A 21,472-nucleotide genomic window follows, 5' to 3' on the forward strand; every position below is an offset into this window, starting at 1 on the left:
CTGACCCCATGCCGAACTCAGAAGTGAAACGCTGTAGCGCCGATGGTAGTGTGGCATTCGCCATGCGAGAGTAGGACACTGCCAGGCACCCAATTAAACGGTGATGTGAAGAATCACATGACTGGCTGCGAGGATGACACCTCATTAAGAAGCGGCAAATGATTTAGCGAAAGCTAACCGAATGCGGAGCGGTAGTTCAGTCGGTTAGAATACCGGCCTGTCACGCCGGGGGTCGCGGGTTCGAGTCCCGTCCGCTCCGCCACTAAATTGAAAGGCCTTCCCTATCGGGAAGGCCTTTTTGCTTTCTGGCATCTGGGTACGAGCTCAGAGAACAAGAGGCAACCGGCGGATCTGAATCGCCACTTGTGACGGACAACCCGCCTCTTCCCCCCTGTGGTGCTTGCGTGTCTGGCATTGTCCCTTTACCCAGGGCTTACCCTTCGCTCTGGTTCTTTGCTCCTCCATCTTTTCCCAACCCGGCCAATCGACCGGGCTTTGTCGTGTCTGGAGATGAGCATCGCAAGCACGCGAATACGCTCTGGCCGAGAGTGCCAGAGGACCATCGGGAGCTCATATGCGGATAAGAGATAAGCAAAGCGCTTTTTCTTTCTTCATGGAATATGCATAAGCGGGCATGCTGTACTCAACCCAACGATATGGAGTATCACCATGAAACTGCGAATGACCGCTCTCACCGTTCTCTCCCTGCTGGCTCTCGGTCAGGTCCACGCCGCCGAGGTGCGGCTGCTGAATGTCTCCTATGACCCGACGCGGGAGCTGTTCCAGGAGTACAACAGTGCCTTTGCCAAGGAGTGGAAGGCCAAAACCGGCGACGATGTGGTGGTGAGCCAGTCACACGGTGGCTCAGGCAAACAGGCTCGTGCCGTGGTGGACGGACTGGAGGCTGACGTGGTCTCCCTGGCGCTGGCCTATGACGTCGATGCGGTGGCCAAGGCAGGTCTCACCGCCAGCGACTGGGAAGGGCGTTTGGCCAACAATGCCTCTCCCTATACCTCCACCATCGTCTTCCTGGTGCGCAAGGGGAATCCCAAGCAGATCAAGGATTGGGGCGACCTCGTGCGCAAGGATGTCGCCATCATCACCCCCAACCCCAAGACCTCCGGCGGTGCGCGCTGGAATTATCTGGCTGCCTGGGGCTATGCCTTGAAGAAAAGCGGCACTGAAGAGGGCGCCAAACAGTTTGTCAGCGATCTGTTCAAGAATGTGAAGGTGCTGGACTCCGGGGCACGTGGCGCCACCACCAGCTTCATCGAACGCGGGCTCGGGGATGTGTTGCTGGCCTGGGAAAATGAAGCGTTGCTGGTGCTCAATCAGCCGGGCACCAGCGACAAGTTCGAACTGGTGGTGCCCTCGGTCTCCATCTTGGCCGAGCCGCCGGTAGCCGTGGTGGACAAGGTAGCCAAGAAGCATGGTACCGAGGCCGTCTCCAAGGCTTACCTCGAGTATCTCTACTCCGACGAAGGGCAGCGCATTATCGCCAAATACCACTATCGTCCGAGCAATCCGGCGATCCTGAAGGAGACCGCGGCCCAGTTCCCCAACCTGACGCTCTTTACTGTCAAGGATCTGGAAGGAGATTGGGAAAAGGCACAGAAGAAGCACTTCGCCCAGGGCGGATCGTTTGACCAGATTTACCAACCGGGCCGCTAAGAGACGCAGGCCCCTGTGACAACAGATAGGAGTACCACGATGAACAAGATCCTTCTGGTTCCCGGTCTGCACAACAGTGGGCCGGATCACTGGCAGAGCCGCTGGCACCAGCAATTTCCCCAGTGGCAGAGAATGATGGGTCTGCCCTGGGACAAGCCGGATCTCACGGTCTGGAGCGCCAAGCTGGCGAGCAAGCTCAGGAGCCGGCGCAGCCGGGTCCACCTGGTCGCTCACTCCTTCGGCGCTCTGACGGCCATCGCTGCCGCCAGACTGCAACCAGACAAGGTTTCTTCCATCTTCATCGTTGCCCCTGCCGATCCTGCCCGTTTCGGTATCCCGGATGAGGTGTTGGCGGGGTCCATCAAGGTCTCTGCCCAGTTGATCGCCAGCCGCAATGACCCCTGGATGAGTTTCGAGCGGGCAGAGTTCTGGAGCCGGCAGTGGCAGGTGCCCTTGTTCGATGCGGGGGAGGTGGGCCATATCAATGCCCAGTCCGGCCATGGGGAGTGGCACCAGGGGCTCGCTTTGCTCGGCACCCTATACCGCCGTGCCGAAATGGTGGTGGAGCCTGCTCCTGCCGAGTGGGGCAAGCAGGCCGCACTCAGTTTTAGATGAGGGACCCTCGGATTGTCTCGGCACGATTTCTAGGCGGGCTGGCAACTTGGCCAGCGTGACTGACTTTGCATGTTCCCGGTTTTACCGCTCCGTCTTTTAGGTCTTTTATTTATATAAAAGACCTTTTTTTATGCTTATCGCTCTAAAAGCCTTGTTCCACCATTGTTAGATAAAAAAGTGCTTAGCAAAGGCATTATTGGTGTTTGTTGTCCCTGGCCGCCGTGAGCAAAATCGTCACATCCAAAGTATTTATAACAAACGGATGTGTTATGCGATTAAGTTCTTATTCCGTCCTGCCAGGCCTGGGGCCAACGCTGGGCTTCAGTCTGCTCTATCTGGGCATACTGGTGCTGCTGCCGCTCTCGGCACTGGTGCTGTTTGCGGTGAACAACCTGAGCGCCGCCGAGTTCTGGCAGGTGATCGGCTCCCCCCGGGTGCTCGCCTCCTTTCGCCTGAGCTTTGGCGCCGCCTTCATTGCCGCCCTGCTCAACAGTCTGTTCGGTCTGATACTGGCCTGGGTACTGGTGCGCTATACCTTCCCCGGCCGCAGACTGGTGGATGCGCTGATCGACCTGCCCTTTGCCATGCCGACTGCCGTCTCCGGCATCGCCCTGTGCGCCATCTTTGCCCCCAACGGCTGGATTGGCCAATGGGTCGCTCCGCTGGGCATCGAGCTTGCCTACAACCCCATAGGGGTGGTCATTGCCCTGACCTTTATCGGGCTGCCCTTTGTGGTGCGTACCCTGCAGCCGGTGCTGCGGGAAGCGGAGAGCGAGCAAGAGGAGGCGGCCGCGAGCCTGGGTGCCAACCGCTGGCAGACCTTCATCCGGGTACTGTGGCCGACCCTGGTACCTGCGCTGCTCACCGGTTTTGCCCTGGCGTTTGCTCGCGGCGTGGGGGAGTACGGCTCTGTCATCTTCATTGCCGGCAACCTCCCCATGGTGTCCGAGATTGCCCCCCTGATGATCATGAGTCACCTGGAGGAGTATGACTACGCCGGTGCATCGGCCATTGCGTCCGTCATGCTGCTCATTTCCTTTGTGCTGCTGTTGCTCATCAACAAGTTGCAAGCCTGGAGCTGGGCTCGCATCGGAGGAAGCCGTATATGAACGCCTCTACTGCACATCTCGATCAGGCCCAGGAGTCCGCTCCGGTCACCCCGGCGCGTCATCCCCCGGTGACCCATGAACCGGTCTGGGTCAAATGGCTGCTGGTCACCGTCGGTCTGGGCTGGTTTGCCGCCTTGCTGCTGTTGCCGCTGGCCACCGTCTTCATCCAGGCGCTGAGCCCGGGTCTGGCCTTCTTCTGGCACGCCATCAGCGAGCCGGATGCCCTGAGCGCCCTGGGGCTGACCGCCCTGGTGACGCTCTGCTCGGTGCCCCTGAACCTGCTGTTCGGGCTGGCCGCTGCCTGGGCCATCGCCCGGTTCCGCTTTCCTGGCCGGCAACTGCTTATCACCCTCATCGATCTGCCGTTCTCGGTCTCGCCGGTCATCGCGGGCTTGATGTTCGTGCTGCTGTTCGGCAGTCGCGGCTGGTTCGGCGAGTGGCTCAGCGAGCACGACATCAAGATCATTTTCGCTACCCCGGGGATCATCCTGGCGACCACCTTCATCACTGTGCCCTTCGTGGTTCGCGAGCTGCTGCCCCAGATGGAGGCGCGGGGCCCGGAGGAAGAGGAGGCCGCCATCATGCTGGGGGCGAGCGGGTTGCAGATGTTCTGGCGGGTGACCCTGCCCGGCATCCGCTGGAGCCTGATGTATGGCCTGCTGCTCTGTACCGCCCGGGCGGTGGGGGAGTTTGGCGCTGTCTCCGTGGTGTCCGGCCACATTCGCGGCCAGACCAACACGCTGCCGCTGCACATCGAGATCCTTTACAACGAGTACCAGACCGGTGCCGCCTTCGCGGTGGCCAGCCTGCTGGCGCTGTTCGGGATCTTCACCCTGCTGGGTGAGACCCTGCTGGCCAGGCTGCGCGGCCAACCGACCCAGTCCCATTGATCCCGAATTAACGGTTATAGGAGAGGCATTCATGAGCATTCAGGTTCAAGGGCTCAACAAGCATTTCAATCAGTACGCGGCGCTGGCCGACATCAACCTCGATTTTCACGACGGTGAGCTGGTCGCCCTGCTCGGCCCCTCCGGCTGCGGCAAGACCACCTTGCTGCGGATCATCGCCGGGCTGGAGCAGGCGGACAGTGGCAGCGTCATCATCCGCGGCGAGGATGCCTCGGATCTCCATGTGCGCGAGCGCAACGTTGGCTTCGTGTTCCAGCACTACGCCCTGTTTCGCCACATGACGGTATTCGAGAACGTGGCCTTTGGCCTGAGGGTCAAGCCGCGCAGCGAACGCCCGGACGAGGCGGCCATCCGCACCCGGGTCAAGGAGCTGCTGGATCTGGTGCAGCTCAGCCACGTCGCGGCACGCTACCCGACCCAGCTCTCCGGTGGTCAGCGCCAGCGGGTCGCCCTGGCCCGGGCCCTGGCGGTGCAGCCCAAGGTGCTGCTGCTGGACGAGCCTTTCGGCGCCCTCGATGCCCAGGTGCGCAAGGAGCTGCGCCGCTGGCTGCGTGAGCTTCACGACGAGCTGCATGTCACCAGTCTGTTCGTGACCCACGATCAGGAAGAGGCCCTGGAGGTGGCGGATCGGGTGGTGCTGATGAACGCCGGCAAGGTAGAGCAGATTGGCACCCCTGCCGAAGTGTATGATCAGCCCGCCAGTGCCTTCGTGCACAGCTTCCTTGGCAGCGTAAACCTGTTTCGTGGCAGGGTGGCCGGGCAGGGGCTCGGCATCGGTGAACAGCAACTGGGTGGCCCCATCCCCTCCCATCTGGCAGAAGGGAGTGCGGCCATTGCCTATGTGCGCCCCCACGAGCTGGAGATCCTGCCCTCGGATGCCCCCGGTGGCATTCGCGCCACCATTACCCGCCTGCTGCCCATGGGGCCGCGCATTCGGGTGGAACTGCGTGGCGATGGGGAGACGGGAGGCGCTCACTACGAGGCTGAACTGAGCAAGGAGGCCGCCCGGGCCTTTGCCCCCGGCCAGGGGGTGCGTCTGGTGGCCAGGCAGGCACAGCTCTATCCCGACTACCAGATCTGAGGGCAAGCCGCGAGGTGCGGCCCTCTGTCAGGCTTGCTGCCGGGTTATGATCCCGGCAATCCATAACAAGAGGACGGTGGCACGAGCCACCGCCACTCAGCGCAGGAGGCGATGAGGTGAACTTTCAGCAATTGCGAATCATTCGGGAGGCGGCACGGCGGGATTACAACCTGACCGACGTGGCCAATGCCCTCTTTACTTCCCAGTCCGGGGTCAGCCGCCACATTCGCGAGTTGGAGGAGGAGCTGGGGCTCGCCCTTTTCATTCGCTATGGCAAGCGTCTGCTCGGCATGACCGAGCCGGGCAAGGAGTTGCTGGTGATCGCCGAGCGTATCCTGGGGGATGCCGACAACATCCGCAAACTGGCGAGCACCTTTGCCAATCGCGACTCAGGCCGGCTGCTCATCGCGACCACTCATACCCAGGCCCGTTATGCCCTGCCGAGGGTAGTGAAGGCGTTTCGGGAGCAATTTCCCCTGGTACAGCTGGAGCTGCGTCAGGGGAGCCCGGAGGAGATAGTGCGGCTGGTGCAGACCGGTGAGGTGGACATCGGCATCAGCAGCGAGCAGCTCGACAAGAGCGAAGGGGTGGTGGCCTTTCCCTACTACCGCTGGCACCACAATATCGTCGTGCCGGAGCAGCACCCCCTCACCGCCGAGCGGGAGCTGACCCTGGCCGCTCTGGCCCACTGGCCCATCGTCACCTATCAGGCCGGCCTCACCGGTCGGGCACGGGTGGATGATGCCTTTGCCGAGGCGGGCATAGTGCCGCAGATCCTGCTGACCGCCCAGGACTCCGACGTCATCAAGACCTATGTCGAGCTGGAGATGGGGGTGGGCATATTGGCGGACATGGCGTTCGATTCCCAGCGGGACAAGGGGCTGGTGCAGCTAGACGGCAGTCGGTTGTTTGCGCCGCACACCGCCTGGATCGGCCTCAAGCAGGGGCAGTTCCAGCACAACTTTGCCTGGCAGTTCATCCAGCTCTGCAACCCCGATCTGGCGCTGGCGGAGATCCAGGCCCGCGCCATGAGCAACGAGCCCCTGCTCGACTATCAGATCTGAACCGAGGGATAGATGAAAAACGGGGTGCCATGGGCTCCCCGTTTGTTTGATGTTGACCTGATCTGGCACCGGAAACGCCGAGCGGGTTCCCGTCAGATCGGAGACGTCCCATCACTGCGCTGTCCAGGCCTCCTGCCAGTGGGAGCCTACGCCCGGTTCATACTGGGTGGCCGTGCTCGCCCACTGGCTGCACCAGCCGCTGTAGGGGAAGGGTTTGCACTGATAGACCTTGCCGTTTTTCGGCTGCAGCACCCGGGTTCCGGCGGTGTAGGACTTGAGGCCGTCCGGGAAGGTGAACTGGTAATCGCCCCCGCTTGCCGGATCCTTGAACATGAGGTCCAGGGTCTGCTGCACCGCGTCACCACCAGCCTTGGGTTTGGCCTCGATCACCAGCTGATGGTGGCCTGCACTCAAGCCGGTCAGCGCCATGGAGAAACTCTGGCTGCCGTCCTTGATATCGGCACTGCTCTGTCCCTTGGCGACACCGCCGTGGTCATAGAGGGTGTTGGTGATGGCGAGATCCCCCTGGGCCGTGACGGTGAACGTCAGGGTGAGCTTGCCGTTGTCGAGGGGGTAGTCGCTCGCCAGACCGCTCACGCTGATCCCGTTCTCCACCGGGGGCTGCTGTTGCTCAAGCTGGATCTCGACCCGTTGCAGGTTGCTGCCAGCCTTGAGGTAGACCGGGTTCTGGCCATAGACGGGGTTGAACTGGCCGTCCGTACCTTGCTGGCCCGCACGGATCTGGCTCTGCTCGGCGTTGATCTTGCTCGCCAGGGCGTGGGCCCAGTTGTTCTTCTGGCCCTGCCCGGCGCTGGCGATGGTCAGCTCGGTCTGGAGATCGGTGCGCTCGCCATTGGCATCGAACACCCGGGTTCTGGCTTTGTCACCCGCCACCAGGTCGATGGAGGGATAGATGGTCCCTCCCTGGCTCCAGGTCAGCGGGGGCTGGGTGCCATCCTTGAACCGGGCGTCGATCAGGTTGTAGAAGCTGTTGGCGGTATCCCCTACCTCCCACACCCCGAGAATGACCTGATAACCGGTACGTGCGGGCAGGGTGCACTGATGGGTCACCTGTTTGGGGGGCTGCACCATGTTGCCCTCGATGACGCAGAAGGGATTGAGATCGAACGCATCCCGGGTGAGGGGCTGGTTCGGGTTCCAGTCCTGCTTGGTGAGGTAGTAGCGCCAGTTGCGGGTCACGTGGTTGGCAGTGAAGGTCCAGCTGATGGCGAAGGGACCGGCCTGCACCTCACGCTTGGTCCAGCGATCGAGGGTCTGGGTGTTGAGCTCGCCGAATTGGGGGTGACCGGCCGAGGCTATCTGGCCGTCGGTGGGGCCGCCATCGGGGAAGCCGGAGGGGGCTTCCAGGCTCTGGGGTTCCCACTGGATGGCGCCACACTGGCTGTTGCCCCCTGTCTTGCACAGGTAGTTGCGCCCTTCGGGCTGGCTGATGTAGCCGTGAGCGAGTACGCCGCCACTGGCCAGCAGCGCCAGCGCTGCCGCGAGATGGGTGAGTCGGATATTTGCTGCCATACATTCCTCTGTTCGGTGATGTGGGCAGTCACGTTGGCAGGGGAGTTCCCCGAAACACGGTGCTGCAACCCCGCTATCCTGGACAGCTTGTCTTTAGACCGGAGGCTTTGCGTCCTGGCCTTTCAACCAGTTTGCCAAATGACTACAGAAAGGATCATGGTGCCGCCTGTGGCGACCACTCATCATGACTATATTTTGTTAAAAAATTAAGTGTAAAAATTGACAGTGCCATCTCATCGGAGCAGCGCATCAGCGGCAGATCACTCCATCGGGATCTGCGCGCTGGTTCAGTGCGAGAGGGTGGCCCGGGAGAGGCTCCCGTGGCCATGACAGGAAAGGAGCCCCTGCAAGCCTGGCAGGGGCTCACGGGGCCACTCAGTGGCGGGGTTGCATGCCTGCTCGGGAAGAGGACGCCTGGGTCGGTCGCATCATCCTGTCCTGGGCTTGGGCGTTGTCCAGCTTGAACACCGCCAGTCGCTCGTCGAGGCTTCGGGAGAGACCGGCCAGCAGTTCGCTCTCCTGGGCCAACTGGGAGGCCGCCTGGGACATCTCGAGCGCCGAGTCGTTGATGCCGCTGACGTTGCGGTTCATGTCTTCCGCCACCATGCTCTGCTGCTCCGCCGCCGTGGCGATCTGGGTCGCCATGTCACTGACGTGCTGGATGTGATTGACGATGAGGGAGAGATCCTGCCCCGCCTTCTCGGACTGGTTGACGCTGCTCTCCGCCAGCTTGCGGCTGGCGTCCATGGCGTTGGCGGCGGTGACAGCCCGTTGCTGCAACTGGGTGATGGTACTCTGGATCTCCTCGGTGGAGTGGCGGGTGCGACTGGCCAGCTGGCGCACCTCGTCGGCCACCACGGCGAAGCCACGGCCCTGCTCGCCGGCCCGGGCCGCCTCGATGGCGGCGTTGAGGGCCAGCAGGTTGGTCTGCTCCGAGATGGCGCTGATGACCGCCGTCACCTCGCTTATCTGCATCACTCCCTCCTTGAGCTGGTTGACCTGCGAGGTGGCCTGGTCCACCTCGGTGGCCAGCGCCTGGATGCCGTGCACGCTGGCATGGACATCCTGGTTGCCGAGCCCGGCCTCGCTGGTGGCATCCTGGGTGTCGCGGGCCGTATTCTCGGCGTGACCCGCCACGTCGGCGATGGTGGCGCTCATCTCGTTCATGGCGGTGGCGAGCTGGGCGAGCTGATCCCGCTGACTGTTGACCGCCTGGTTGGTCTGTTCGGCGGAGGCGGCGATGCGCAGGGCGGCATCCGCCACGTTGCGGGCCCCCAGGCTCGCTTCCAGCAGGGCGCGGCGGATGGCATCCAGCCCCTGGTTGGTGGAGCTGGCGACGGCGCCGAGCTCATCCCTGCCCAGCACCGGGATGCTGACCACCAGATCGCCAGCTGCGACCCGGGCCATGGCCTTGTTGATCTCGGCCAGGGGATTGACGATGGAGCGGCTGATGGCGAGTCCCAGCAGCCCCATCAACAGGATCACCAGCAAGGTGGCGCCACCCATCCACTCATATTGCGACCACATAGTGGCCTCAATGTCCTGCAACAACACACCGGAGCCCAGGATCCAGCCCCAGGGCTGGTAGCCCGTCACCAGCGACATCTTCTGGGCCGCCTCGCCGGACGGGGAGACCCACTGATACTCCAGCCTGCCCTGGTGGCCGCCCTTGCCGAGATCCACCATGTGCTGCCAGTGGGACTCGGCAGGGTTGTTGCCCATCTGCTGGCCGACCAGCTCGGGTTTGGCGGGATGCACCACCACCCGACGGTCTTCATCCAGTACGAACAGGTAGTTGTCCCCGTCAAAGCGCATGCTGTCGAGCATGGCCTTGGCCTGTGCCTTGGCCTGCTCCGGGGGGAGGGTGGCGGCCAGGGCCTGGATCCGGCTCATGGCCAGATCCAGCACCGCCTGCAGCCTGGCTTCCCGTTCACTCATCAGATTGCGGTGCAGGGCACTGGCCGAGATGAGCAGCAGTGCGATGAAGCCGACCAGGGCCAGTGAGAGCAGCAGCATCAGTTTGCGACTCACGGCAATATCACCGAGCTTGAACATAGTCTTATCCTTACTTTCCCATGCGGGTCTGATTGTGGCCGTTCTAGCGGCCGGACCTGATTATTGTTGTTTTTAACATATCATTAACTTTCAATGGGTTGCGATGGAAAACAGCCAATTGAGCAGTTTGACAACCAGTATAGCCAGCAGACAGAAACCCTCGCTTTTGATAGCGTGATGGCGCGCATCCCGGCGCACAATTTGTCTGCTCCATTCGCAAGAAGTGTGAATGGGTTGGCATTTCACCAAAAAGGAGTGGGCGCCCCGTGGTCGCCCCATAACAAGAGGGAAGTTATGAGTTCCATTGCCAGGAATTATCTCAACCAGCTCAATGCCGATTACCTGCAGGTGCACAGACGCAAGGAGGACCTGTTCTGGTCCACCTACATGGGCACCAGCGACGATCAGGCAGGCTTCACCGCGGCCGAACAGGCCTACAAGGCATTTTGTGCCGATCCTGCCCGCCTGCCGGTGCTGCGGGAGATGCATGCCCAGGCCGAAGAGGCGGATCTCAGGCGCGGCCTGGGGGGCTGGATCGCCTTCTTCGAGTGCAACGTCATCGAAGATCCCGGTGCCTCCGCCCTGATGGACGAGCTGGTGGCCGCCGAGGCGGATCTCTTCGCCCGTCGCAAGGGGTTGAAGCTCACCTTGCTGGACGAGCAGGGCCGCCAGGTGCCCGGCAGTCTGCCCGCCGCCAGCACGGCGCTGGCCGCCAGCAGCGACGAGGCGGTGCGCCAGAGCGCGCTCGCCATGTTCCACACCCTGGAGCAGTGGGTGGTCGACAACGGCTATCTTGACATCGTCGCGCTGCGCAACCGCTTCGCCCGTGCCATGGGTTATCGCGACTACTTCGATTACAAGGTGCACAAGAACGAGCAGATGAGCCCGGAGCAGCTGTTTGCCATTCTCGACGACTTCATCGCCCGTACCGATGCCCGCTTGCACCAGAGTCTGGCGGAGCTGAAAGCGGCCAAGGGGGAAGCAGCCCTGCTGCCCCACAACCTGCGCTACAGCGTGAGTGGTGACGTGACCCGCCAGCTCGACCCTTACGTGCCTTTCTCCCGGGCGCTGAAGGATTGGGTCGAGAGCTTCCGCCGCCTCGGCATCCAGTACCGCGGTGCCACCCTCACCCTGGATCTGCTGACCCGGGAGGGAAAATACGAGAACGGCTTCTGTCACGGCCCGGTGCCGAGCTTCTGGCAGGAGGGGGAGTGGGTGCCAGCGGTGGTCAACTTCACCAGCCTGGCCAATCCGGCCCAGGTGGGCAGCGGCTGGAGCGGGCTCAACACCCTGTTCCACGAGGGCGGCCACGCGGCGCACTTTGCCAACGTCACCGGCAACGCCCCCTGCTTCTCCCAGGAGTTTCCGCCCACCTCCATGGCCTATGCCGAGACCCAGTCCATGTTCTGCGACAGCCTGCTGGACGATGCGGACTGGCTCAAGCGCTATGCCAGAAACGCGGCGGGAGAACCCATCCCCGATGCGCTTATCCAGGCCATGATTGAAGCGCGCCAGCCATTTCGCGCCTTCAACGAGCGCCAGATTGCGCTGGTGGCCTACTTCGAGCGGGATCTCTACGCCATGGCAGAGAGCGAGCGCACCCCGGCCGCCGTGCTGGCCCTGGCCCGCAAGTGGGAGCGCAAGATCCTGGGGGTGGAGAGCCCGCGCCCGCTGCTGGCCATCCCGCACCTTCTGAACCAGGAGTCGGCCTGCGCCTATCACGGCTATCTGCTGGCGCTGATGGCGGTGGAGCAGACCCGCGCCTACTTCTTGAAACGCGACGGCTACCTCACCGACAACCCGCGCATCGGACCGGATCTGGCCGCCCACTACTGGGGACCGGGCAACGGCATGACCCATGACGAGACGCTGCAGAGCCTCACCGGCGAGGGTTTCAGTGCGGTGCCGCTGGCAGAGGCGTGCAACCGGAGTGCCGCCGAGGCGTGGCAACAGGCACAAGCGTGCATGGCGGCGGCGCGGCAGCGCCCACCGGCAGGGGAGGGGACACCCCTCGACGCCCATATCCGGGTGGTGCACGGGACCGAGCTCATCGCCGACAACAGCGAGTCCGAGGCGCGCATGCTGGCAGAGTTCGAGGCCTGGATCCGGCGCCTTGAGACCGCCGAACCAGTGACCCAGGCCTGAGCCCGGTGTTGCACAGTCAAAAGAGCCCCATCAGGGGCTCTTTTCTTGTGCGTTGAGATGGCCTGACCCCATGGTGCCAGCCGGGGATTGGCGGGTGGACAGGCTCAAGTGTCACTGGCGGCGGCGCTGCCCGCTGGTTTTTCTCCCTGCGCCATCTTCCTGGCCTTGACGACCTGCGCTGAGGTGCCCGGTTGCAGGCAAGAGACGACGCCCAGCCCTTGGCAGGGCCTCTGCATGGCGGGTTGACGGCCATTTCCCCCTGCTGGCCACAGATATGTTTCTCCCGATATATTGAGTATTCACGGCGATCCCATATCATGGCGCTCGCTCGCCACCAGAGAGTGGCGACATTCAGATGATTTGCTAACAAGAGAGCCCAGAAGGCTCGCAGAGGGATGGATAGTGAGAGCCGTATTGCTGTGTTTGCTGGGGCTGTGGCCCGCGTTGAGTTTTGCCACTCTGTCCGCCGATATGGTGGTGGTGAAGAAGTCGAGTTACAGCCTGACCCTGATGAAGGATGGCAAGGAAGTGAAGCGCTACTGGATTGCCCTGGGCCCGGCTCCCAAAGGACACAAGCAGCGTGAGGGGGATCAGCGTACCCCGGAAGGTCGCTATACCCTGGACTACAAGAAGAGCAACTCCGGTTTCTACAAGGCTATTCACATCAACTACCCGAATCTGGACGACATCAAGCGCGCCAACGAGCTGGGTGTGAACCCGGGCGGCATGATCATGATCCACGGCCAGCGCAACAGCCTGGGGGATCGCAGGGTGCAGCCGTCCAACTGGACCAATGGCTGCATTGCGGTGCTGAACCACGAGATGGACGAGATCTGGAACGCCATCGAGCCAGGCACCCCCATCATCATCGAGCCCTGATCCCGCCTGCCAACGCCCGCTCTCATGCGGGCGTTGCATTTGTCGCAGACCATGACGTGACACTGCCTCCTGCGCCGTGCTAGTTTTTCCGGTTCGCATTGGCTGTGACAAGGATGATCCCATGATGTCGGAAACCCGCCTCCCTGCGCCCGAGCGCACGGGGGCACTCTGGTGGCGCGCCACCCTGGATATGCTCCCGCTCTCCATTTCCGTCATCCCCTGGGGGATACTGTGCGGCGCCCTGGCGCTTCAGGCGGGTATGAGCCCGCTCCAGGCACAGCTGATGTCGCTGCTGGTCTATGCGGGGGCGGCCCAGCTCTCGGCCACCACCCTGTTCGGGGCGGGGACGCCGCTGCTGCCCATCATGGGCTCCACCATAGTGATCACCTCCCAGCATCTGCTCTATGGCTTCACCTTCCGCCGAGACGTGCTGCCGCTCTCCCTGCGCTGGCGGGCCAGTCTCGCCTTCTTCCTGACCGACGAGATGTTTGCGGTGGCGCTGAAAGAGAGGGAGCGCAGCGGCGCCTTCAATCCCGCCTATGCGCTCATCGCGGGCTTTGTCTTCTATCTGTTCTGGAACCTGGCGACCCTGCTCGGCATCGCCGCCGGCCAGTACATTGACGGGCTGGACAAGATGGGGCTGGATTTTGCCATCGCCGCCACCTTTATCGCCATGACGCTCCCCGCCATGAAGAACCTGCCCATGGTGGCGGCCACCCTGGTGAGCGGCGGGACGGCGCTCGTCACCAAGCCGCTGCTGGCGGAGATCCACATCATCGTCTCGGCCCTGGCCGGCATGGTGGTGGGCTATGTGCTGCACCGGATGAGGAGGTGATCATGGGCTGGCTGATGATAGGGCTGCTGGCCCTGATCACTTTCTTCAACCGTTTTGCCTTCTTCTCGCGGTTGACCCGCTATCAGCCGGGGGCCGAGATGGGGGCTTTCCTCAGCTTCTCGGCCCAGTCGGTGCTGACCGCCATCTGGCTGCCCATCGTCTTCAGCTATGAGCCCGGCCACGGGCTGGACTGGGATCCGGACTACCTGGCCGCCACCCTGCTGGTGACGGTGTTGACCCTGCTGCGCCTGCCTACCCTGGTGGTGGTGGTCGTCGGCATGGGGGGCTTCTTCCTGCTGCGCTGGCTGGGGGGCGTGGCCCTGTTCTGGCCCTGGTGAAGGATGTGTCGTGATCCGGCATGGCGGATGTCTTGATGGGATATCCGCCTTGTTGGGAATGTCACTTCAAAAAAGGCCTCCCAAGTGTGAGGATTTTGGTTCCACCCGCCACGGAGTGAACCATGTCCTTCACCGAAACCTGCCAGCGCATCGTGCGCGACCCTCTGCTCTCACCGGCCCAGAAGAGTCGGGCCCTGGCGCTCGCCGCCGAAAACGCGTTGCCTTACCCCGAGTTGCCTGCCGCCGTGCTGGATGCCATGGCACAAGGGATGCTGTGCGACATGTTCGAGGGGCACGCCCCCTACAAGCCGCGCTATGTGCTGCCGGACTACGAGAAGTTCCTGACCCAGGGCTCAGCCTGGCTGGAGCTGGCAGCGCCGCGGGATTTCGATGAAGCGCTCGATGCCCTGCGCATCCTCTATCACCACGTTCCTTCCGTCACCGGCATGCCGGTCTGGCTGGGGCGCCTCGATCACCTGCTGCTGCCCTTCGTCGGTGAGCTGGATGATGAAGCGCTCCATCGCAAGTTGAGGGCCTTCTGGATCTACCTGGATCGGGTGCTGCCGGATGCCTTCATGCACGTCAACATCGGCCCCGACGACAACCGGATCTGCCGGCTGATCCTGCGCATCGACAACGAGCTCAAGCAGGTGGCCCCCAACCTCACTTTTTTCCACGATCCGGAGCAGACTCCCGACGATCTGCTGCTGATGGCGGTGAAGAATATCGCCGAGTGCAGCAAGCCGCACATCGCCAACTACCCGATCCATCGCGATACCTTCGATCAGCGTGGTTTTGGCATCGTCAGCTGCTACAACGCCCTGCCGCAGGCCGGTGGTGCCAACACCCTGGTGCGCATCTCCCTCAAGCGGGTCGCCGAGCAGGCACAGGGGATCGATGACTTCCTCGGTTGTCTGCTGCCCCACTACTGCCGCCTCACGTCCCAGCTGATCGCGGTGCGCGCCGCCTTCCTGCACGAGGAGTCCGGTTTCTTCGATAGCTTCCTGATCAAGGAGGGGCTGCTGGATGAGGAGCGCTTCGTCCCCATGTTCGGCATCTACGGCATGGCGGAAGCGGTCAACATCCTGATGGATAAAGAGAATCTGCCGGGCCGCTACGGTCACGACGAAGAGGCAAATCAGCTTGGCTATCGCATCTCGGCCCAGCTTTCGGAATATGTCACTACGACGCCGCAGGCCCATGCCTGGGGTGGGCACGCTCTGCTGCACTCACAGGGCGGCCTCAGCATCGATGTGGCGGTGACCCCGGGAGTGCGGATTCCCTACGGGCAGGAGCCGGATCCCGCCAGTCACCTGCTGGCCCTGGCGCCCCACCACGGCTACTACCACTCGGGGATCAGCGAGATCCTGACTCTGGAGCCCACCATCCGCCAGAATCCGCAGGCGCTGCTGCAGCTCTGCAAGGGGGCGCTCGCCATCGGCATGCGCGAGTTCACCGCCAACGTGGCCGACAGCGATCTGGTTCGGGTGACCGGCTACATGATCCGCAAGAGCGACGTGGCCCGCTTCGCAGAGGAGGGCTCGCGGTTGCAGACCACCTGTCTTGGTGCCGAGGCGAGTGACGTGACCGCTATTCGCCAGCGGGCACCGCGAGTGGTGGCCAATGAGTCGACCATCAGCCAGTACTGAGCCGAGTCCGATGGATGAAGCTCTGCTGACGCGCAGCGCCCTGGTGAGCAGGGTGCTGCCTTTTTCCTGCGTAGACGGGCCGGGCAACCGGCTGGTCTTGTTTCTGCAAGGGTGCAACTTCCGCTGCCCCGGTTGTCACAATCCCCACACTATCGGGCTGTGCGACGATTGCGGCGACTGCCTTGCGGTCTGCCCGAGTGGCGCCCTCACCATGAGCGAGGGCAAGGTTCATTGGCAGGAGGCGCTCTGCACCGATTGCGACGCCTGTCTGGAGGCCTGCCCGCGCAGTGCCAACCCCAAGACGCGCCAGATGTCGGTGGCCGAGGTGCTGGCCCTGCTGCGCCGTTATGGCCCGCTGCTCACCGGCGTCACCGTCTCCGGCGGGGAGGCGACCACCCAGTTGCCCTTCGTGATCGCCCTGTTCACGGCCATCAAGGCTGCGCCGGATCTGGCCCGTCTCACCTGCCTGCTCGACAGCAACGGATCCCTGGGTGAAACGGGTTGGCAGCGGCTGTTGCCGGTGCTGGACGGCGCCATGATAGACCTCAAGGGGTGGCACGAGCCTGTGCATCTGGCCCTGACCGGGCGGGGCCGCGAGCGGGTGCTGGTATCGCTGCAACTGCTGGCGCAGGCGGGCAAGCTGGCGGAGGTGCGGCTGCTGATGGTGCCGGGGCGGAGCGATTTTCTCGATGCCACTGGCGCGCTGCAGGAGGCGTTGACGACCTTTTTGCTGTCGCTGGGGCCCGTGCCCATCCGCCTCAACGGCTTTCGCCACCACGGGGTGCGAGGGGAGGCGCTGTCATGGCCAGAAGCCGGGTCGGCTGATCTGACAGTGCTTGCCAACGCATTGAAGGCCAAGGGGTTTGGGTCGGTGATGCTGCCTGCGATCTGAGCTCTGCGGCACGTAGGGATGCTGTGACCCGATATGACGCAACTGTGAACTCTGTCTATAGGGGCTGTCCGAGGGGACGGCTAGAATGGGCAAACCGTCCATCACCAACAGATACCCATGAGTGAATCCAACGCCCTTTATCGAGTGCAGTTCATTTGTCACAGCGAGCGTTACGAAGTCTATGTAAGAGAGGTGAATCAGGGCCAGCTGTTCGGCTTCATCGAGATCGCCCACTTCGTGTGGGACAACCACACGGCGCTCATCGTCGACCCCAGCCACGAGAAGCTGAAGAGCGAATTTGCCGACGTCACCCGCACCCTTATTCCCATGCACCACGTGCTGCGGGTCGATCAGGTGCGCAAGCAGGGGGCCGCCCGCATCACCGAGCTGGGCAACAACGTCACCTCTTTCCCAGGCCCCATCTATACCAAGAAGCCCTGATTCCTGCGGCCAGGCATCATTTTGGGGCGTCCAGCTCCCGGGCCAGTTGCAGGATGCGCTGACGGAACCAGCGCAGGGCGGGATCTTCCCCCAGGGGGCCATACCACACCAGGCTGTGGGTCACGGCGCCGTAATCGAAGGGGACAGGGCGGCTCACCAGCCCCTGGGTACAAGCCCGGGTAGCCCAGCCCTTCACGGCTGTGAGAATGAGATCGCTCTGGCGCAGCAGGGCGGCGGCGCTGCCAAAATCCGGCAGGGTGGCCCCCAGTCTGCGCCGTACCTGGCGCTGGGCCAGACTCTGCTCGAAGAAGGGATCGGCCAGCTCCTGATCGCGAATGGCGATGTGGCGCCAGCTCAGGTAGGCATCGAGATCCCAGGGGCGCGTCAACGTCGGATGATCCGCGCGCATCAGGCAGACCAGCTCATCCTCCCGCATGTTTTCCCAGACGAGGCCGGGCTGATTGACCCCGGGCTGGCTCTGATCGTGGGGCAGGATCACGAAGTCGAGTTTGCCCGCCGCCAGAGCAGCCAGTCCCTGCTCGTCCTTGTTACGCACGACGGGCATCAGCCCCGGCACTTCCTGCATCAACTGACCCAGTACGGCCCCCATGGGCCAGATCATGCTGCTCTCCCGCATCGCCAGGTTCAGCTCCCCCTGCCAGTTGGCAGGGGCAAATCCTTCCTGGCTGGTGAGGCCGTTGAGCTCCCCCAGCAGGCGGCGCAGCGTCGGGCCGAGGCGCTCGGCAAACGGGGTCAGCAGCAACTGGTTGCCCTGGCGGTAGAGCAGTTGATCCCCCAGCAGTTCGCGCAACTGGTTGAGGGTCTTGCTGACGGTGGAGGGGGTGGTGCAGAGGCGCTCGGCGCTGCGGGTGACACTGCGGGTGTCGAGCAGCAGATGCAGGGTCACCAGGTGGCGACCGCCGAGGCGGGAGAGGGCAATGAGATCCATCACGGTTCCACGGGCAAGGGGACAAACGAAAAGCCCCGCCTGAGCGGGGCTTGCGGGCTTAGCCCTTGAGCACGGCGGCCATGGCGTCGGCCACGTAGTCGACGTTGCGGCTGTTGAGGCCCGCCACGCACATGCGACCGGAGCGCACCAGATAGACGGCGAACTCTTCCCGAAGGCGGTCCACCTGCTCCGGCGTGAAGCCGGTGTAGCTGAACATGCCGCGCTGGTTGATGAAGTAGCCAAAATCGCGGCCCGGCACCTTGGCACTCAGCACCTCGAACAGCTTCTGGCGCATGGCCTTGATGCGGGTGCGCATCTCGGTCACCTCACCGACCCACATGGCGTGCAGTTCGGGCTGGCTCATTACCGCCGCGGTGATCTGGCCGCCGTGGGTGGGGGGGCTGGAGTAGTTGCGGCGCACGGTGGCCTTCATCTGCCCCAGCACCCGGCTCGCCTCTTCGGCATCCTGGCAGATGACCGACAGGCCGCCGCAACGCTCGCCGTAGAAGGAGAGGTTCTTGGAGAAGGAGTTGCTGACGAAGAAGCTGACACCGGCGGCCACCATGGCGCGGATGGCATAGGCATCCTCTTCCAGCCCGTCACCGAAGCCCTGATAGGCGATGTCCATGAAGGGGATCAGGTTCTTCTCGACCACCAGAGCGATCACCTGGTCCCACTGGGCACGGGAGAGATCCACCCCGGTCGGGTTGTGGCAGCAGGGGTGCAGCAGCACGATGCTTTTCGCAGGCAGGCTGCTCAGGCAGTCGATCATGGCGTCGAACTGCACGCCGCCGGTGGCCGCATCGTAATAGGGGTAGTCGTGCACCTTGATGCCGGCCCCCTCGAACATCGCCTTGTGGTTGTCCCAGGTGGGATTGCTGACCCACACCTCGGAGGTCGGGAAGTAGCGCTTGAGCAGATCGGCGCCGATCTTCAGCGCGCCGGAGCCGCCGATGGTCTGGATGGTGGCGATGCGACCCGCCTTGACCGCTTCGTGCTCGGCGCCAAACAGCAGGTGCTGCACCGCGGTGCGGTAGTTGGCGGCGCCTTCCATTGGCTGGTAGGGGCGCGGGGCCGGGGCGGCGGCGCGCTGCGCTTCGGCCTGCTGCACCGACGGCAGCAGCGGAATGCGGCCCTGCTCATCGTAATAGAGGCCAATCCCCAAGTTCACCTTCTGTTCGCGGGTATCTTTGTGGAAGGTTTCGACTAGCGTCAGTATGGGGTCGCCAGCATAGGCATCGACGTGTTCAAACATGGGGGGTCCTTGAAGTTGACTGTCCAATTCGGCCGGCCATCAGCCGGGCCGATATGATGGCGCAATCCAGAGGTGGCCTCAAGTTGTTCGAGATGGCGACAGGGCTGACAAAGTCTGTCGCAGTGGTGAGCGCGGGGCCCTTGCCAGGATCCTGCATCCCGTCTGCACGTTCCCCCCATTTTGTCAGAGAAGGCTGCCTTATCGGCATCGTTTGGATAATATATGGATGCATACGGCCCCTCTCATTCCCCTCCCACCCATCCGGGGGAGCCAGGTTCGGCGCCGCCTGAGACAAAAGAAATAGTTGCATAATAGTCAGGCTATTCTTTTGACAACCATTGCAGTGTGCCCGGCCCCTTCGGGGGGCCCACGATAACAGGTGACTCATCGCCGATGACCCGACATGTTTCTGATGCCGATTCCCCCTGGCTGGACTGGCACGGCCTGGGTGGCTGGAATGTCTATTTTCTTGCCAAGTTCGCCCTGCTCTGGGGGGGATATCTCAACTTCCACCCCCTGATCAACCTGGTGTTTGCCGCCTTCCTGATCTTTCCCCTGCCAAGGGCCGGGTGGCGCCGTGCGCGGCACTGGCTGGCGTTGCCGGTGGGGGCGGGGATCTTCTATCACGATACCTGGTTGCCGGGGATAGAGAGCATTCGTGCCCAGGGCAGCCAGGTCTTCTCCTTCACCCTGGATTACTGGGCTGAGCTGCTCGGGCGTTTCATCAATTGGGAGATGGTCGGTGCGGGGTTCGTGCTGCTGACACTCTATCTGTTCATCGCCCAGTGGTTGCGCTTCACCCCCTGGATCCTGCTGGCGCTGCTCTGGCTCTGGGTCTCTCCCCAGGTGAGCAATCCCTTCGCGAGCAGCAAGGGGGCGAGCGAGCACGTCGTGAACACGTCCCGGGAGGAAACCCGCCCCTCAGTGCTGCCCATGGAGGAGCAGCTTGACCAGAGTGCCCCGCCGACCAACGAGAACCTCAACGCCTATCTCGATGACTTCTATCGGGAGGAGCAGGAGAGGCTGGTGCACTTCCCGGAGAGCCTGCCAGCCCAGGCGACCCCCTTCGATGTGCTCATCATCAATGTCTGCTCCCTGGCCTGGCGTGACGTGGAGGCGAGCGGCCTGACCGGGCACCCGGTCTGGTCCCACTTCGACATTCGCTTCAACCGCTTCAACTCCGCCACCTCCTACAGCGGCCCGAGCTCCATTCGCCTGCTGCGGGCCAGTTGCGGGCAGACCAGCCACCAGGGGCTCTATGTGACGGCGCCGAAGCAGTGTCTGCTGTTCGAGAACCTGGCCCAGCTCGGCTTTGCCAAACAGGTGGCCATGGATCACTCGGGGGATTTTGGCAACTACCTGACCGGCCTGCAGCAGTATGCTGGGCTGGATGTGACCCCCATGGACAAGAAGGGGCTGGCCCATGACCTCGCCTCCTTCGATGGCGAACCCATCTATCGCGGGGATGCCCTGTTCGGCCGCTGGCTGAACGAGCGGACACAGAGTCAGGCGGCACGCAACGTCACCTTCTTCAACCTCATCGCCCTGCACGATGGCAACCGCTATGTGGCGAGCCGCCAGATAGCGCCCTACAAGGCGAGGCTCAAGACCCTGCTGGATCAGCTGGACGACTTCATGACGACGCTGGAGCAATCCGGCCGCAAGGTGGCCGTGGTGATGGTGCCTGAGCACGGCGCCGCTCTCACCGGCGACAAAATGCAGATGGCCGGGCTGCGGGACATTCCCAGCCCGAGCATCACCCAGGTGCCGGTGGGGGTTGCCCTGCTTGGTACCAAGGCGCCCCACGAAGCGACCCGCAACGTGGACACCCCCAGCAGCTTCCTGGCGGTATCAGAACTGGTCTCCAGGCTGGTGGGGAAGGATGTGTTCGGGAGCGAGACCATCGATTGGGATGCCTTGCTGGGCGACCTGCCGCAGACCCCGTCGGTGTCCGAGAACCAGGGCTCGGTGGTGATCGAATATCAGGGCAAGTACCACATCAAGCTGGGGCAGGGGGACTGGGTCCCCTATCCCCAATGAGACCGGAGGTGAC

18 protein-coding genes, 1 tRNA gene and 1 riboswitch are annotated in these 21,472 nt (G+C 63.1%); of the genes, 15 read left to right on the forward strand and 4 right to left on the reverse strand.

The annotated features are described in order from the left end of the window. Positions 1-185 precede the first annotated feature (185 nt). The 7 genes from AB5Y80_RS08200 to cbl all read left to right on the forward strand — a co-directional run bounded on the left by AB5Y80_RS08200 (position 186) and on the right by cbl (position 6,448). Positions 186-262, forward strand: a tRNA-Asp gene (locus AB5Y80_RS08200). Positions 263-669: 407 nt separating this feature from the next. Beyond that, positions 670-1,671 carry a sulfate ABC transporter substrate-binding protein gene (locus tag AB5Y80_RS08205; RefSeq protein ID WP_201895077.1) on the forward strand — a complete coding sequence of 334 codons (1,002 nt, stop codon included), beginning with the start codon at positions 670-672 and terminating at the stop codon, positions 1,669-1,671. Positions 1,672-1,710: 39 nt separating this feature from the next. After that, positions 1,711-2,286: an alpha/beta hydrolase gene (locus AB5Y80_RS08210; protein WP_039039453.1), complete on the forward strand. Its 576-nt coding sequence runs from the start codon at positions 1,711-1,713 to the stop codon at positions 2,284-2,286. Positions 2,287-2,555: 269 nt separating this feature from the next. Further along, positions 2,556-3,395 (forward strand): sulfate ABC transporter permease subunit CysT, encoded by an 840-nt coding sequence (gene cysT, locus AB5Y80_RS08215; RefSeq protein WP_039039454.1) that lies wholly within the window; start codon positions 2,556-2,558, stop codon positions 3,393-3,395. Further along, on the forward strand, positions 3,392-4,285 hold the full coding sequence (cysW, locus tag AB5Y80_RS08220; RefSeq protein WP_201895078.1) for a sulfate ABC transporter permease subunit CysW: 894 nt from the start codon (positions 3,392-3,394) through the stop codon (positions 4,283-4,285). The genes cysT and cysW overlap by 4 nt, the downstream gene beginning before the upstream one ends. A gap of 31 nt (positions 4,286-4,316) precedes the next feature. Then, complete coding sequence (locus tag AB5Y80_RS08225) at positions 4,317-5,384, forward strand: sulfate/molybdate ABC transporter ATP-binding protein (protein ID WP_010672827.1); 1,068 nt, start codon at positions 4,317-4,319, stop codon at positions 5,382-5,384. A gap of 116 nt (positions 5,385-5,500) precedes the next feature. Beyond that, on the forward strand, positions 5,501-6,448 hold the full coding sequence (gene cbl / locus AB5Y80_RS08230) for an HTH-type transcriptional regulator Cbl (RefSeq protein ID WP_043156146.1): 948 nt from the start codon (positions 5,501-5,503) through the stop codon (positions 6,446-6,448). A gap of 111 nt (positions 6,449-6,559) precedes the next feature. On the opposite strand, the gene gbpA is transcribed toward cbl, so the two are convergent. Next, a complete protein-coding gene (gbpA, locus tag AB5Y80_RS08235) occupies positions 6,560-7,981 on the reverse strand; it encodes an N-acetylglucosamine-binding protein GbpA (protein WP_368172783.1) in 1,422 nt (473 codons plus the stop codon). A gap of 60 nt (positions 7,982-8,041) precedes the next feature. Beyond that, positions 8,042-8,127, reverse strand: a riboswitch (cyclic di-GMP riboswitch). Positions 8,128-8,356: 229 nt separating this feature from the next. Then, complete coding sequence (locus AB5Y80_RS08240) at positions 8,357-10,036, reverse strand: methyl-accepting chemotaxis protein (protein ID WP_103260826.1); 1,680 nt, start codon at positions 10,034-10,036, stop codon at positions 8,357-8,359. Positions 10,037-10,330: 294 nt separating this feature from the next. Between AB5Y80_RS08240 and AB5Y80_RS08245 the strand changes: the two genes are divergently transcribed. From AB5Y80_RS08245 to AB5Y80_RS08275, 7 genes are all read left to right on the forward strand, one after another. After that, on the forward strand, positions 10,331-12,181 hold the full coding sequence (locus AB5Y80_RS08245; protein WP_368172784.1) for a M3 family metallopeptidase: 1,851 nt from the start codon (positions 10,331-10,333) through the stop codon (positions 12,179-12,181). 402 nt (positions 12,182-12,583) lie between these two features. Next, the gene (locus AB5Y80_RS08250; RefSeq protein WP_029313677.1) at positions 12,584-13,060 is read left to right on the forward strand and encodes a murein L,D-transpeptidase family protein; all 477 of its coding nucleotides are present in this window, start codon (positions 12,584-12,586) and stop codon (positions 13,058-13,060) included. A 121-nt stretch (positions 13,061-13,181) separates the two neighbouring features. Then, on the forward strand, positions 13,182-13,895 hold the full coding sequence (locus AB5Y80_RS08255) for an AzlC family ABC transporter permease (RefSeq protein ID WP_368172785.1): 714 nt from the start codon (positions 13,182-13,184) through the stop codon (positions 13,893-13,895). Between the two features lie 2 nt (positions 13,896-13,897). Continuing rightward, positions 13,898-14,233: an AzlD domain-containing protein gene (locus AB5Y80_RS08260; RefSeq protein ID WP_010672834.1), complete on the forward strand. Its 336-nt coding sequence runs from the start codon at positions 13,898-13,900 to the stop codon at positions 14,231-14,233. Between the two features lie 122 nt (positions 14,234-14,355). Further along, positions 14,356-15,882, forward strand: a complete 1,527-nt coding sequence (locus tag AB5Y80_RS08265) for a YjjI family glycine radical enzyme (RefSeq protein WP_368172786.1) — start codon at positions 14,356-14,358, stop codon at positions 15,880-15,882. Positions 15,883-15,892: 10 nt separating this feature from the next. Further along, the gene (locus AB5Y80_RS08270; protein WP_274798842.1) at positions 15,893-16,774 is read left to right on the forward strand and encodes a YjjW family glycine radical enzyme activase; all 882 of its coding nucleotides are present in this window, start codon (positions 15,893-15,895) and stop codon (positions 16,772-16,774) included. Between the two features lie 117 nt (positions 16,775-16,891). Further along, positions 16,892-17,215 (forward strand): DUF1820 family protein, encoded by a 324-nt coding sequence (locus tag AB5Y80_RS08275; RefSeq protein ID WP_010672837.1) that lies wholly within the window; start codon positions 16,892-16,894, stop codon positions 17,213-17,215. Positions 17,216-17,231: 16 nt separating this feature from the next. Here AB5Y80_RS08275 and AB5Y80_RS08280 read toward each other — a convergent pair whose 3' ends face one another. Further along, the gene (locus AB5Y80_RS08280; protein ID WP_274798841.1) at positions 17,232-18,164 is read right to left on the reverse strand and encodes a LysR family transcriptional regulator; all 933 of its coding nucleotides are present in this window, start codon (positions 18,162-18,164) and stop codon (positions 17,232-17,234) included. A gap of 58 nt (positions 18,165-18,222) precedes the next feature. After that, positions 18,223-19,419, reverse strand: a complete 1,197-nt coding sequence (locus AB5Y80_RS08285; protein WP_109112889.1) for an amino acid aminotransferase — start codon at positions 19,417-19,419, stop codon at positions 18,223-18,225. A gap of 393 nt (positions 19,420-19,812) precedes the next feature. On the opposite strand from AB5Y80_RS08285, the gene bcsG reads away from it, so the two are divergent. Then, the gene (bcsG, locus tag AB5Y80_RS08290) at positions 19,813-21,459 is read left to right on the forward strand and encodes a cellulose biosynthesis protein BcsG (protein ID WP_041214509.1); all 1,647 of its coding nucleotides are present in this window, start codon (positions 19,813-19,815) and stop codon (positions 21,457-21,459) included. Positions 21,460-21,472 lie beyond the last annotated feature (13 nt).

It is taken from the genome of Aeromonas sp. R2-1, assembly GCF_040908425.1.
Lineage (GTDB): Bacteria > Pseudomonadota > Gammaproteobacteria > Enterobacterales > Aeromonadaceae > Aeromonas > Aeromonas caviae.